This is a genomic window from Clostridium gasigenes (assembly GCF_900104115.1).
Lineage (GTDB): Bacteria > Bacillota > Clostridia > Clostridiales > Clostridiaceae > Clostridium > Clostridium gasigenes.
In genome coordinates this window covers 895,836-910,189 of the sequence record NZ_FNJM01000001.1, presented here as the reverse complement: position 1 = coordinate 910,189, position 14,354 = coordinate 895,836, and the positions used below count along the sequence as shown (strand labels likewise).

At 31.4% G+C, this 14,354-nt stretch carries 11 protein-coding genes; all 11 read left to right on the top strand.

The features are described 5' to 3' along the window. Nucleotides 1–122: 122 nt before the first annotated feature. Entirely contained in the window at nucleotides 123–1,862 is a 1,740-nt protein-coding gene (locus BLS77_RS04425; protein WP_089966241.1) for a sigma 54-interacting transcriptional regulator, read from the top strand. Between the two features lie 342 nt (nucleotides 1,863–2,204). Further along, nucleotides 2,205–3,404, top strand: a complete 1,200-nt coding sequence (locus BLS77_RS04420; RefSeq protein ID WP_089966239.1) for a YgeY family selenium metabolism-linked hydrolase — start codon at nucleotides 2,205–2,207, stop codon at nucleotides 3,402–3,404. A gap of 26 nt (nucleotides 3,405–3,430) precedes the next feature. Beyond that, nucleotides 3,431–4,624, top strand: a complete 1,194-nt coding sequence (ygeW, locus tag BLS77_RS04415; RefSeq protein WP_089966238.1) for a knotted carbamoyltransferase YgeW — start codon at nucleotides 3,431–3,433, stop codon at nucleotides 4,622–4,624. A 96-nt stretch (nucleotides 4,625–4,720) separates the two neighbouring features. Further along, a complete protein-coding gene (arcC, locus tag BLS77_RS04410) occupies nucleotides 4,721–5,650 on the top strand; it encodes a carbamate kinase (protein ID WP_089966236.1) in 930 nt (309 codons plus the stop codon). A 36-nt stretch (nucleotides 5,651–5,686) separates the two neighbouring features. Beyond that, complete coding sequence (dpaL, locus tag BLS77_RS04405) at nucleotides 5,687–6,898, top strand: diaminopropionate ammonia-lyase (protein ID WP_089966235.1); 1,212 nt, start codon at nucleotides 5,687–5,689, stop codon at nucleotides 6,896–6,898. 29 nt (nucleotides 6,899–6,927) lie between these two features. Beyond that, complete coding sequence (gene ssnA, locus BLS77_RS04400; RefSeq protein ID WP_089966233.1) at nucleotides 6,928–8,259, top strand: putative aminohydrolase SsnA; 1,332 nt, start codon at nucleotides 6,928–6,930, stop codon at nucleotides 8,257–8,259. A gap of 16 nt (nucleotides 8,260–8,275) precedes the next feature. Next, nucleotides 8,276–8,968 carry a YczE/YyaS/YitT family protein gene (locus BLS77_RS04395; protein WP_089966231.1) on the top strand — a complete coding sequence of 231 codons (693 nt, stop codon included), beginning with the start codon at nucleotides 8,276–8,278 and terminating at the stop codon, nucleotides 8,966–8,968. Beyond that, on the top strand, nucleotides 8,965–10,326 hold the full coding sequence (locus BLS77_RS04390; protein ID WP_089966229.1) for an 8-oxoguanine deaminase: 1,362 nt from the start codon (nucleotides 8,965–8,967) through the stop codon (nucleotides 10,324–10,326). The genes BLS77_RS04395 and BLS77_RS04390 overlap by 4 nt, the downstream gene beginning before the upstream one ends. Before the next feature lie 39 nt (nucleotides 10,327–10,365). Beyond that, the gene (locus tag BLS77_RS04385; protein WP_089966227.1) at nucleotides 10,366–11,454 is read left to right on the top strand and encodes a 4Fe-4S binding protein; all 1,089 of its coding nucleotides are present in this window, start codon (nucleotides 10,366–10,368) and stop codon (nucleotides 11,452–11,454) included. Nucleotides 11,455–11,465: 11 nt separating this feature from the next. Beyond that, nucleotides 11,466–11,600 (top strand): hypothetical protein, encoded by a 135-nt coding sequence (locus tag BLS77_RS20495; protein ID WP_278336636.1) that lies wholly within the window; start codon nucleotides 11,466–11,468, stop codon nucleotides 11,598–11,600. Between the two features lie 147 nt (nucleotides 11,601–11,747). Further along, nucleotides 11,748–14,300 carry a selenium-dependent xanthine dehydrogenase gene (xdh, locus tag BLS77_RS04380; RefSeq protein ID WP_089966226.1) on the top strand — a complete coding sequence of 851 codons (2,553 nt, stop codon included), beginning with the start codon at nucleotides 11,748–11,750 and terminating at the stop codon, nucleotides 14,298–14,300. Nucleotides 14,301–14,354: the final 54 nt, after the last annotated feature.

The following is a 14,354-nucleotide window of genomic DNA, read 5'->3' as shown; positions in this document are numbered from 1 at the left end:
GTAAAATAACAAGTTAAAATTTATAAGAATAGTACTGATTAGTTTAAAAAAAATTTCATATATACTAAGCAAAAAATAAAGATATAGTTAAAAATATTATAGGGGAAATGGGGATAATGAGGATGAAGATTAATTTTGCTGATATAAAAGTAGTAATAAATAAATATGCGGTATTATTATCAGATTTGTTAAGGGTAGACGTGGAAATAGTTGATAATAACTTAATAAGAATTGGAGGTACTGGGATTTATGAAGGGCGGATTGGAGAAAATATAACGGATCAAGGGTACGTATATAAAAAAGCTTTAGATACAGGCGAAACTTTAGTAATAGAAGATCCAGGACAAGATATATTATGTGCTGAATGTAAAAAAAGAGGTAATTGTATTGAACTTATGGAAATATGTGTACCTATTAAATATGGAGAAACTACATTTGGGGTAATAGGTCTTGTGTGCTCTACTGAAAGTCAAAAAGAGAGTTTGAAAAGTAATTTAACTATTATGATTAAATTCTTAGAACAAATAGCTGAATTTATTTCGATTAAGTTAATAGAGCAAAATCAAATATTAGAAAATGAAAATAGCATTAAATTTTTCAAAGAAATAATAAACTCAATAGATGATGGCGTAATAACTGTAGATAGAGAATATAAAATTATAAATATAAATAATCGAGCCTTAAAATTATTTAAGTTAAAGCCAAATGTTTTAGGTTGTAAAATTAGTATATATGAAACTGATGAATATACGCCTAAAGGATACATATATAATTTTAGTATTGATAATAAAGAATTTAAAATTATAGGAAAAGTAGTAAATAATTATATTAATAATAAAGAATGTAATAAAATAATTATTTTTAAGGAATTAGTTAATGTTGAAGAAGATGGGAAAAAAAATAATATAAACTGTGATTCAATAGTTGGACAAGCACAGCTTTTAGTAGATTTGAAAAATAGAATAAAGAAAATTTCATATGCTGACGCTACAACCTTAATTACAGGGGAAAGTGGTACTGGAAAAGAGTTAGTAGCTAGGGCAATACATTCAGAAGGAAATAGAAAAAATATGCCGTTTATAGCTATAAACTGTGGAGCTATTCCAGAAAATCTATTAGAAAGTGAACTTTTTGGATATGTTAATGGAGCATTTTCAGGAGCTAGTGCAGGTGGGAGAATAGGGAAATTTGAACTTGCTAATAATGGAGTTATTTTCTTAGATGAAATCGGTGATATGCCTTTATACCTTCAGGTTAAGATTTTAAGAGTATTACAAGAAAGAACAATTGTAAAAATAGGTTCTAATAAATTAATAAATCTAAATATAAGGGTAATAGCAGCTACTAATAAGAATTTAAAGAAACTAGTTAATGAAGGGAAATTTAGGGCAGATTTATATTATAGGCTAAATATAATTCCTATGGAAGTTCCGAGTTTAAGAGAAAGAGGAGATGATGTGGTACTACTAACTAAAATGTTAGTAGAAAAATATAATTTAAGGTGCAATAAATATATACATACTATAGATAAAGAATTAATAGAAATATTTAAAGTATATAGCTGGCCAGGTAATATAAGAGAATTAGAAAATTTAGTGGAATTTTTGGTGAGTTTATCAGGAGAAAATGGAGTAATTGAGAAATCAATGTTACCAATATCATTTGTACAAAGTTATACTGAGGAAATTAAAAATAAAAGTGAAGAAGTATATCCTGATGATGACATAATTGAGTTAAAAGAGATTGAAAGAAGATATATAAAAAAAGCTTTGGATAAGTATGGAAATTCTACAGAGGGTAAAATAAAAGCATCAAAAAAATTAGGAATAGGAATAGCTACTCTTTATAGAAAAATAGAATAGTAAAAGAAAATTTATCAAAATGATAAATTTACCTTTATTAGGTTAAATTTTACCAATAAAACCAATTTAAGAAATTATCATTTTGATAAAAAATTATCAAAATGATATTTTTTTTAATTTAAGGGAGAAAAAGCAGTTTAAATTATTTGGCTAATTGAGGGTAGGTATGTATTTAAAATAAAAACAATAAAAAAAACAATATATTTTTTGGCACGGTAATTGCTATTTAAATATATGAGTAAGAATATAGCTAGTTAAGTACTCAATTAAGTCATTACTATAAATTAATTTTATGGGATGAGGGACAAACTATTATTTACTATACAAAAGGGAGGAATAAATATGAACGTTGAAGATATCAAGTTAAAAGCAAAAGGGTACGAAACACAAATGACAAAGTTTTTAAGGGATCTAATTGCTATTCCAGGTGAAAGTGCTAATGAAGAATTGGTGGTAAAAAGAATATCACAAGAAATGAAAATGCTTGGATTTGATAAAGTTGAAATTGATCCTATGGGTAATGTTTTAGGCTATATGGGTAATGGAAAAACTTTAATTGCTTATGATGCTCATATAGATACTGTAGGTATTGGGGAATTAAGTAACTGGACATTTGATCCTTATAAGGGATATGAAAATGAAGAAGAAATAGGTGGCCGTGGATCTTCAGATCAATTAGGCGGAATAGTTTCTGCAACATATGGAGCAAAAATTATGAAAGACTTAGATCTTTTATCTGATAAGTACACAGTTTTAGTAACAGGTACTGTACAAGAAGAAGATTGTGATGGCGTATGCTGGCAATATATCCATAATGAAAGTAAGATAAAACCAGAATTTGTTGTAATAACTGAGCCAACTAATGGAAACATTTACAGAGGGCACCGTGGCCGTATGGAAATAAGGGTTGAAGTTAAGGGTGTATCTTGTCATGGATCAGCTCCAGAACGTGGAGACAATGCAATTTATAAAATGAGTGATATTTTGCAAGAAGTTAGAACATTAAATGACAAGTTACATTATGATGCATTCTTAGGAAAAGGAACTGTAACAGTGTCAGAAATATTCTATAATTCACCATCTCGTTGCGCAGTAGCAGATATGTGTGCAATTTCGTTAGACCGTAGATTAACTGATGGAGAAACGTTTGAATCAGCATTAGAAGAAGTAAGAAATCTTCCATTTGCTAAAAAATATAATGCAAAAGTAACTATGTATGAATATGAAAGACCAAGTTGGACAGGTCTTGTATATCCAACAGAATGTTATTTCCCAACTTGGGTACTTCCAGAAGATGCACCAGCAACTAAAGCTATGGTTGAATCATATGAAGGTATGTATGGAACTCCTCTAGTTGATAAATGGACATTCTCAACTAATGGAGTATCAATAATGGGTAGATACGGAATTCCATGTATAGGATTTGGACCTGGTAAAGAAGAAGAAGCACATGCTCCAAATGAAAAAACTTGGAAAGCTGATTTAGTAAAATGCGCTGCTGTGTATGCTGCATTACCAACAATTTACTGCTCAAACAAATAAAATACAAAAATATTGGAGGAATTACAATGAATATAATGGATAAATATATTGAAAAACTAAACACGTTAGATTTTAAAGATATGCACAATGAGGATTTTATGCTTACTTGGGAAAAAAGCAATGATGAGTTAGAGGCTGTATTCACAATGGCAGAAGCTTTAAGAGACTTAAGAAAAAATAATATATCTTCTAAGATATTTGATAGTGGACTAGGAGTTTCATTATTTAGAGATAATTCAACAAGAACAAGATTTAGTTTTACTTCAGCATGTAACCTTTTAGGCCTTGAAGTACAAGATTTAGATGAAGGTAAATCACAAGTAGCTCATGGAGAAACAGTAAGAGAAACAGCTAACATGATTTCATTTATGGCTGATGTTATTGGTATTCGTGATGATATGTTTATAGGAAAAGGAAATGCATACATGAAGGAAGTTTCAAACTCTGTTAAAGAAGGGAATATTGAGGGAACTTTAGAACAAAGACCAACATTAGTTAATCTACAATGTGATATAGATCATCCAACACAAGCTATGGCAGATACACTTCATTTAATAAATGAACTTGGTGGTATCGAAAACTTAAAAGGAAAGAAAGTTGCAATGACTTGGGCTTACTCTCCATCATATGGTAAACCACTTTCAGTACCACAAGGAGTTATCGGATTGTTAACTAGGTTTGGAATGGACGTAGTACTAGCACATCCGGAAGGCTATGAAGTAATGAGCGAAGTTGAAGAAGTTGCAAAGAAAAATGCAGAAACATACGGAGGATCTTTCACAAGAACAAACTCTATGGAAGAAGCATTTAAGGATGCAGATGTAGTATATCCAAAGAGCTGGGCACCGTTCATGGCTATGGAAAAGAGAACTAATTTATATTCAGAAGGAGATCAAGCTGGAATTGATCAATTAGAAAAAGAATTGCTTAAGCAAAATGCAGAACATAAAGATTGGGAATGTACAGAGGAATTAATGAAGACTACAAAGGAAGGCAAGGCTATATATATGCATTGTTTACCAGCAGATATTACTGGGGTAAGTTGCGCAGAGGGAGAGGTTGCAGCTACAGTATTTGATAGATACAGAAAATCATTATATAAAGAAGCAAGTTTTAAACCATACATTATAGCATCTATGATCTTCTTAAGTAAGATTAAAAATCCACAAGAAGTTTTAGATAAGCTAGTAAAAGAAAGTAAAGATCGTAAAGTTAAATAATTTTTAGAGGATAAGGCTCTTGTGGTGAAATCCATAAGAGCCTATATTTACAGAAATATTAAACAATTAGTTTCTACTATTAAAAGGAGGAAAAATATGAAAAAGAAGATTGTAATTGCCCTTGGTGGGAATGCCTTAGGAAATACATTAGAAGAGCAAATGAGTGCTGTAAAGGCTACTGCTAAAGCTATAGTTGACTTAATTGAAGATGGAAATGAAGTGGTTATTTCTCATGGAAATGGACCACAAGTTGGAATGATAAACGTAGCTATGAGCGAATTGCATAATCTACATTCAAAATATTCTCTTTGTCCTATGTCAGTTTGTGTAGCTATGAGTCAAGGATATGTAGGATATGATCTACAAAATCAAATTAAAGAAGAGTTATTAAATAGAAATATAAATAAAGGTGTAGCAACAATTATTACACAAGTTGAAGTAAATCCAAAAGATAGTGCTTTTGAAAACCCAACAAAGCCAATTGGGAGCTTCATGACAAAGGAAGAATCAGAAGTTGCCATTAAAAATGGTGATAAAGTAGTTGAGGATTCTGGTAGAGGATATAGAAGAATAGTAGCATCACCAAAACCAATTAGTATTGTCGAAATAGAAACTATAAAGAGCTTGATTAGCGCTGGACAAGTGGTAATTGCTTGTGGTGGAGGCGGAATTCCTGTTATAAAGGAAGGTAACAAATTAAGAGGTGTAGAAGCTGTAATTGATAAGGATTTTGCTAGTTGCACACTTGCAAAGGAACTTGGAGCTGATTGCTTAATTATTTTAACTGCTGTTGAAAAGGTTGCTATAAACTTTGGAACTGAAAATGAAAAATGGTTAAATGAAGTTACTACTTTTGACATGAAAAAATATGTGGAAGAAGGTCATTTTGCACCTGGTTCAATGAGACCAAAGGTAGAGGCTGCAATAGATTTTGCTTCATCAAAAGAAGACAGATATGCATTAATTACTCTTCTTGAAAAAGCCAAAGATGGTATAAGTCGAAAAACTGGTACTAGAATAAAGTAGTAAGAATAAATATTACGTCGATTTGGAGGAGAAAAAATGAGAGAAGATATAAAATGGAAAAAGAATACATTGCCTAAATTGAAAAAGGAAAATTTGCTAGATTTCTTAAGTAAAGAGGAAATAGCTAAAGCTAGAGATTTTCACAAAAGTTTTCCTCAATATAAGGAAACACCATTAGTTAATTTAGAAAATTTGAGTAAGGACTTAGGGTTAGGTGGCATTTATATAAAAGATGAATCATATAGATTTGGATTAAATGCTTTTAAAGTATTAGGTGGTTCTTTTGCTATGGCAAAATATATGGCTCAAAAATTAAATAAAGACATATCTGAATTACCTTATGAAAAGTTAATTTCATCTGAATTAAGAGAAGAATTAGGAGAAGTTACATTTGTAACGGCTACAGATGGAAATCATGGAAGAGGAGTAGCCTGGACTGCAAATAAATTAAAACAAAAATCTGTGGTTTATATGCCAAAGGGATCATCACAAGTAAGATTAGAAAATATAAGATTAGAAGGAGCAGAAGCTTCTATAACTGATATGAATTATGATGATGCAGTAAGACTTGCAGCTAAATATGCAGAAGGAAAAAATAGAATAATTATACAAGATACTGCATGGGAAGGTTATGAAGAAATTCCAGCATGGATAATGCAAGGTTATGGAACTATGGGTCTTGAAGCCTTAAATCAATTAAATGAATATAAAGTTGAAAAACCAACTCATATATTTATACAAGCTGGGGTAGGTTCTTTAGCTGGAGGAATTCAAGGGTTCTTTGCTTCTGTATTTAATGAAGATTGTCCAAAAACAGTAATAGTAGAATCAAATTTAGCGGATTGTTTATATAAGTCTGCAGTAGCTAATGATGGAAATCTAAGAATAGTAGATGGAGATATGCAAACAATAATGGCTGGTTTAGCTTGTGGAGAAGCAAATACTATTGGATGGGAAGTTTTAAAAGAACATTCAGATACTTTTGTTTCATCTCCAGATTATGTTGCTGCAAATGGTATGAGAGTACTTGGAAATCCATTAAGAGGAGACAAAAAAGTAATTTCAGGAGAATCAGGTGCTGTTACTTTAGGGTTACTTTATGAAATAATGAAAAATCCTAAATATAAAGATTTAAAAGAATCATTAAAATTAGATGAAAGTTCAAAGGTATTGTTATTTAGTACAGAAGGAGATACTGATCCAGAGAAGTATAAAGAAATAGTTTGGAACGGTGAATTAGGGCAGTAAAAGATTATATAATTAAAGAGGGTGGCATAATGTTATTAATTGGAAATGGAAGAGTAATAACCCAGGATAATAAAAAACCCTATTTAGAAAATGGATGTATTGCAATAAAAGATAATATTATTTTAGAAGTTGGCAATACACAGGACCTTAAAGAAAAGTATAAAGCTTATGAGTTTATAGATGCAGAGGGAAATATTATAATGCCTGGATTAATAAATACTCATCATCATATATATAGTGCTTTTGCAAGAGGGTTAATATTAGATAACCCTCCTGCAAGAAAATTTACAGATATTCTTAAAAATGTTTGGTGGAAAATAGATAAGAAACTAAATTCAGAAGATATTAAATATAGTGCTTATACAACTTTAATTGATTGTGTTAAAAATGGAGTTACAACAGTATTTGATCATCACGCTAGTCCTATGGCAATAGAGGGAAGCTTATTTATAATAGCCGATGCTGCTAAGGATTTAGGAATTAGAGGGGTTTATTCTTATGAAGTCTCCGATAGAGATGGTGATGAAGTTTTAAATACTGGCATAAAAGAAAACGTTAACTTTATTAACTATGCAAGCAATTTAGAAGATGATATGACAAAAGGTATGTTTGGAATGCATGCATCATTTACTCTTAGTGATGAAAGTTTAAATAAATGTGTAGAAAGTATGAAGGGCCTTGATGCAGGATATCATATTCATGTAGCTGAAGGAATTGAAGATTTAAATCATTGTTTAGAATATCATGATAAGAGAGTAGTAGAAAGGTTAATGGATTTTGGAATATTAGGAGAAAAAACATTAGCAGTTCATTGTATTCACATAAATAAAAAAGAAATTGATATTTTAAAAAAGACAAATACTAATGTAATTAATAATCCAGAATCTAATATGGGTAATGCTGTGGGCTGTGCGCCAGTAATGGAAATGATGAAAAATGAAGTAACAGTTGGATTAGGAACTGATGGATATACATCGGATATGCTTGAGTCAATGAAGATGGAAAATATAATTCATAAACATAATTTATGTGATTCAAATATAGGATTTGCAGAAACAAGTAAAATGATATTTGAAAATAACAGCAAAATAGCTGCACAATATTTTAATAAACCACTTGGAATATTAAAAGAAGGTGCATATGCGGATATAATAGTTGTTGATTATAATCCATTGACACCTATAAACAAAAATAATTTAAATGGACATATAATGTTTGGACTAAGCGGAAGAAGTGTAGAAACAACAATTATTAATGGAAAAGTCATAATGAAAAATAGAGAAATTATCACAGTAGATGAGAAAAAAATATTTGATGAGTCAAGAGAAGTTGCTGAAAAGTTATGGGAAAAATTAAAATAGCTCGGGGGCCTTTATTGTGAAAGGGAAATTAACTTTAGGTCAATGGTTAATAAAGATATCAATGAATTTATGTGGATTATTTTTATGTGGATTTTCGATTGTATTAGCAATTCAAAGCGGTCTTGGAGCAAGTCCATGGGCTGTTCTGCAGGCAGGGACTACAAATTACTTGCCAATTACAGTCGGGCAAGCATCACAGGGTATTTCATTAATATTAATGTTGTTTACTTGGTATAAAGGTATTATACCTGGGGTTGGGACCATATTAAATACAATTTTCATAGGATATTTTATTGATTTCACTTATAAGTATATTAAAATTTCAGAACCTAAATCAATTATCTTTAGCATACTTATGTTAATAGGAAGTATACTGATATTTGCTTTTGGAATAGTAATATCTCTAAAGGCAAAAATCGGTGTAGGGTCAAGAGATCAACTTATGGAATATTTAATAGGATCAACAAAGAAATCTGTTATTGAAATAAGATCAATTATTGAAGGTGTAGCCTTAGCATTAGGAATAGTAGTAGGAGGTCCTTATGGAATTGGTTCTGTAGTTACAGTGGTTACACTTGGATACGCAATAGGGTTTGCGGCAAAAATATTAAATTATAATTTTGATGCATACGCCCATATTACATTAGCAGATATGTTTGATAAAATTAGTATTAATAAAAGTATTGAGATCATGGAGGAGAAGCCATGAATAAAAGATTAATAATTAAAAATATTAAATCTTTGATAAGCTGTGACAAGAATGACAATTTATATGAATCTGTAAATATGCTTATTGAAAACGGAGTCATTAAATATATAGGAAAAGAGTTATATGAAGCCGATGAAAGTATAGATGCAACAAATATGTTAGTGTATCCAGGACTTATAAATACTCACCATCATTTATATCAAACATTTACAAGAAATTTGCCCAAGGTGCAAAAAATGGAGTTATTTCCTTGGTTAACAACACTATATGAAATCTGGAAAGGAATAGATAGTGAAGTTATTAGATATAGCTCATTAGTAGGTATGGGAGAATTAATGAAAAGTGGATGCACTACTTGTTTTGATCATCATTACGTATTTCCAAAGGGTGTAGATGATACATTAATAGATACTCAATTTGTAGCAGCTAAAGAATTAGGAATAAGAATGCATGCATCAAGAGGAAGTATGAGCTTAAGTAAAAAAGATGGGGGATTACCTCCAGATTCGGTAGTTCAGACAGTAGATAGAATACTTTATGATTCTGAAAGATTAGTCAAAAAATTTCATGATCATAAGGAGTTTTCTATGAATCAAGTTGCACTTGCTCCATGTTCACCATTTAGTGTAACTAGTGATTTAATGAAAGAATCAGCAAAGCTAGCAAGGAAATTAGGGGTAAGATTACATACTCATTTAGCAGAAACAATTGATGAAGAAAAGTTTACGCTAGAGAAATTTGGAATGAGACCTCTTGAATACATGGAAAGTTTGGGTTGGGTTGGAAAAGATGTTTGGTATGCGCATGGTATACATTTTAATGATTATGAACTGAAAATTTTAGCCAGAACTCAAACCGGAGTGGCACATTGTCCAATCTCAAATATGAAATTATCATCGGGAATAGCAAGGATACCTGAAATGATTAAAATGGGTATTCCTGTTGGATTAGCAGTTGATGGTAGTGCAAGTAATGATGGATCTAATTTATTAGAAGAAATAAGAGTTGCTTATTTATTGCATAGATTAAAATCAAGTACAGATGCTCCAACAGGATATGAAATATTAAAACTTGCCACAAAAGGAAGTGCAAGTGTTCTTGGAAGAGATGATATTGGAGAATTAAGTGTAGGCAAGGCAGCTGATTTATTTATGATTAATTCTAAAAAATTAGAATTTGTAGGAACTCAATTTGATCCTAAGTCAATACTCGGAACGGTTGGTTTTAAAGGGGCTGTGGATTATACCATAGTTGGAGGAAATGTTGTTGTAAAAGAAGGTAAACTTGTTAATATTGATGAAGAAAAAATTACTTATGAGGCTAATGAAGCTGTTGAAAGACTTATAAAAAAAGCCTAAAAATTTATTAAAAAATTAATTAGTAGGAGGATTAACGATATGGCAAATTTAAAAGTTAATATATTAGGGATGGAGTTTGATAATCCAATATTCACAGCAGCGGGACCTGGAGCAAAAGATGGAGACTTATGCGTTCTAGCAGTAAAGGGTGGAGCTGGAGGATTGGTTACAAAAACAATTTCAGTGGAACCTGCACCAGTTCCAAGACCATGTATGGCAAAAACAAATGCAGGTTTTTTAAATACAGAGCTTTGGTCAGAACTTCCAAAAGAGCAGTGGATAGAAAAAGAGTATAAAAGAGCAAAGGAAGCCGGAGTACCAATGATAGTAAGCATGGGTTATACTGCAGAGCAAATAAAAAAAGTTGCTCCACTTGTAAGACCATATGCAGATGCTGTAGAACTATCAACTCATTATGTTGGAACTGATGTTGCTCCAATAGTTGAAGCTATGAAGGCGGCTAAGGCTGCATTAGATTGCCCAGTGTTTATGAAAATGAGTCCTCATACAGATATTCAAAAAATAGCTAAAGCATTAGAAGAAGCTGGAGCAGATGGACTTGTAATGATAAATTCATTAGGACCTTGTATGGCTATTGATGTGGAAACTGGATATCCAATTATGGGAAGTGAAAATGGATATGGCTGGTTATCAGGATCAGCAGTGAAACCAGTAGCTATTAGAAATATTTATGATGCCTCTAAGGTGATAAATATACCAATAATAGGAGTTGGTGGAATTACTTGTGGAAGAGATGCTGCCGAAATGTTAATGGCTGGAGCACAATCAGTACAAGTTTGTACAGAAGCAATTTTAAAAGGACCAGGGGTTTATGGAAAAATTGCTAAAGAATTAAATGAATTTTTAGATAGTCATGGATATAAAGATGTAAATGAAATAATTGGGCTAGCACACAAGAAATCTGAAGAAAGAAACTTCAGAGTAGAAGCCATAGCACCTACTGTAAAGCAGGAACTTTGTATAAAATGTGGACAATGTAAAGTAAGTTGTGTATATGAGGCTATAGAGGTTGGAGAAAAATTAATTATTGATAAGGAAAAATGTTTTGGATGTGGGTTATGTGTAACTAGATGTCCAAAGAAAGCTTTATCAATACAATATAATTAAAAGGACAACCAGTGCTGGCAATTGCACTTAAAGGCGGAATTGATACTCATACTCATTTTTATTTAGAATTGCCTAATTTCAAAACCTCAGATAATTTCCAAAGTGTTACCAAAGCAGCAATCGCTCCTTTGGTAACACTACCATAATAGATTTTGTAAATTGTCATAGAAGGGAAAATTATATGATTAATTATAAAGATAAAAAGGTTTATGGATAAAAATGAATTTCAAGAAAATGAACATTTAGGCAAGTATATGGAAAGAAGAAGTTTTGAATTTGAGAGGTGATTAATAATGTTTGAATTTACTGTAAATGGAGAAAAAAAAGTAACAGATGAAAATAAAAATATATTAAAGTTTTTAAGAGAGGATTGTAGTATTACCTCAGTTAAAAACGGTTGCTCAGAAGGTGCTTGTGGTACCTGTATGATTTTATTAGATGGAAAAGCAATAAAAGCATGTTTATTAACTACAGAAAAAATTAATGGAAAAAATATTAATACTATAGAATCACTTACTGAAAGAGAAAAAGATGTATTTGCTTATGCATTTACTGAAGCTGGGGCTGTACAATGTGGTTTTTGTATCCCAGGTATGGTAATTAGTACAAAAGGCTTATTTAATAAAAATTTAGATCCTAGTAGGGAAGAAGTGAAAAAGGCTTTAATAGGAAATATATGTAGGTGTACAGGATATGTGAAAATTGAAGAAGCAGTTTTAATGGCGGCAGAAATATTAAGAGAAAATAAAGAGGTCCCAAAGGTAGCTTGTAAAGGCTTAGTAGGGGAAAGAATGGGAAGAATTGATGCTCATGATAAGACATTGGGAACTGCAGAATATACAGATGATATAAGGTTTCCTGGAATGATATATGGCGTGGCATTAAGAACTAAATATCCTAGAGCGCTAGTAAAAAATATTGATATAAGTGAAGCTGAAAAATTAGACGGGGTTATAAAAATTGTAACAGCTAAGGATATTGAAGGTGAAAGATATTTAGGTCATATAAAAAAAGATTGGCCAGTCTTAATTGATATAGGTGAGGAAACTAGATATTTAGGAGATGCTTTAGCTTTAGTAGCGGCTGAAAGTGAAGAAATAGGAAGATTAGCTTTAGATAAAATAAAGGTGGATTATTGTGAACTTACTCCAATTACATCACAAGAGGAAGGCCTTAAAGAAGATGCGCCTAAAATACACAAATCAGGAAATATATTATCACATGAGCATTTAATAAGAGGAAATGCAGAAGAGGTAATTGAAAAATCAAAATATAAAGTAACATATAAATATAAAGTTCCTTTTACAGAGCATGCATTTTTAGAACCAGAATGTACAGTTGCAGTATCCGATGGAGATGAATTAATAGTATATACAGGATCTCAAAGTATATATGATGAATTACGTGAAATTGGATCATTATTAGGATTAGGTGATGATAAATTAAGAATAGTCTCTAAGTATGTTGGAGGCGGTTTTGGTGGTAAAGAAGATATGAGTTGTCAACATCATGCAGCTCTACTAGCTTATCTTACTAAGAGAACTGTGAAAATGTGCTTAGGTAGAAAGGAAAGCCTTATAGTAGATACTAAAAGACATGCAATGGATATGGAAGTAACAACAGCTTGTGATGAAAATGGTATATTAACAGCTATGAAGGCAAAGATTATTTCAGATACAGGAGCTTATGCATCCTTAGGAGGACCAGTACTACAAAGAGCATGTACACATGCGGCAGGCCCTTATAACTATCAAAATATAGATATAGAAGGAACTGCAGTATATACTAATAATTGTGTAGGAGGTGCCTTTAGAGGCTTTGGGGTTACCCAATCAAACTTTGCAACGGAATGTAATATAAATAAATTAGCTGAAATGGTTGGTATAGATGATTTTGAAATGAGATTTATAAATGCAATTAGACCAGGACAAGTTCTTCCAAATGGACAAGTTGCAGATGAAGGAACTGCATTAATCGAAACTTTAGAAGCAGTTAAAGATATTTATTATAAAAATAAAGGAAAAGCAGGAGTGGCTTGTGCATTTAAAAATGCAGGTATAGGGGTAGGATTACCGGATGTAGGTAGATGTAAGATAAAGATTGAAAATGGAAAGATACACATAAGAACATCAGCAGCCTGTATAGGACAAGGACTTGGAACTATACTAGTGCAAATAGTAGGAGAAGTATTAAAGATTAATCCTTCAGAAATAGTGCATGAAATGCCAGATACTAGAATTACACCAAATTCAGGAACAACTACAGCTTCAAGGCAAACAGTATTTACTGGAGAGGCAACTAAAATAGCAGCACTTAAGTTAAAGGAAGAATTAATTAAAAAAACCTTGATTGAGTTAGAGGGGTTAGAATTTATAGGCGAATACTCTGGAGTTACTGATAAAATGGGAAGTGAAAAAGAATATCCTGTAAGCCATGTTGCCTATGGTTATGCAACACAAGTAGTGATTTTAGATGAAAATGGAAAGCTAAATAAAGTTGTGGCAGCTCATGATGTAGGTAGAGCTATTAATCCTAAAAATGTAGAAGGACAAATTGAGGGTGGAGTGGTAATGGGACTAGGTTATGCTTTAACTGAAGATTATAAATTAGAAAATTCGGTGCCTAAAGCAAAATTTGGAACACTTGGATTATTAAGAGCTACTCAAATTCCTAAAATAGAATCTATTATTATAGAAAAAAATAGCCAAGAGTTATCCTTTGGGTCAAAAGGTGTTGGGGAAATAACATGTGTTCCTACAGCTGCCGCAGTTCAAGGGGCTTATTACAAGTTAGATAAAATATTTAGAACAGAACTACCTTTGAAAAATACTTTTTATAAAAAATAATATTTAAAGATAATGGAAACTCAGTAATATCTAACTACAAAACTTATTATAAAA

What these genes read in the sequence shown, in the direction of transcription:
- BLS77_RS04425 (WP_089966241.1), top strand. Translation starts at nt 123, where the DNA reads ATGAAGATTAATTTTGCTGATATAAAAGTAGTAATAAATAAATATGCG.
- BLS77_RS04420 (WP_089966239.1), top strand. Translation starts at nt 2,205, where the DNA reads ATGAACGTTGAAGATATCAAGTTAAAAGCAAAAGGGTACGAAACACAA.
- ygeW (WP_089966238.1), top strand. Translation starts at nt 3,431, where the DNA reads ATGAATATAATGGATAAATATATTGAAAAACTAAACACGTTAGATTTT.
- arcC (WP_089966236.1), top strand. Translation starts at nt 4,721, where the DNA reads ATGAAAAAGAAGATTGTAATTGCCCTTGGTGGGAATGCCTTAGGAAAT.
- dpaL (WP_089966235.1), top strand. Translation starts at nt 5,687, where the DNA reads ATGAGAGAAGATATAAAATGGAAAAAGAATACATTGCCTAAATTGAAA.
- ssnA (WP_089966233.1), top strand. Translation starts at nt 6,928, where the DNA reads ATGTTATTAATTGGAAATGGAAGAGTAATAACCCAGGATAATAAAAAA.
- BLS77_RS04390 (WP_089966229.1), top strand. Translation starts at nt 8,965, where the DNA reads ATGAATAAAAGATTAATAATTAAAAATATTAAATCTTTGATAAGCTGT.
- BLS77_RS04385 (WP_089966227.1), top strand. Translation starts at nt 10,366, where the DNA reads ATGGCAAATTTAAAAGTTAATATATTAGGGATGGAGTTTGATAATCCA.
- xdh (WP_089966226.1), top strand. Translation starts at nt 11,748, where the DNA reads ATGTTTGAATTTACTGTAAATGGAGAAAAAAAAGTAACAGATGAAAAT.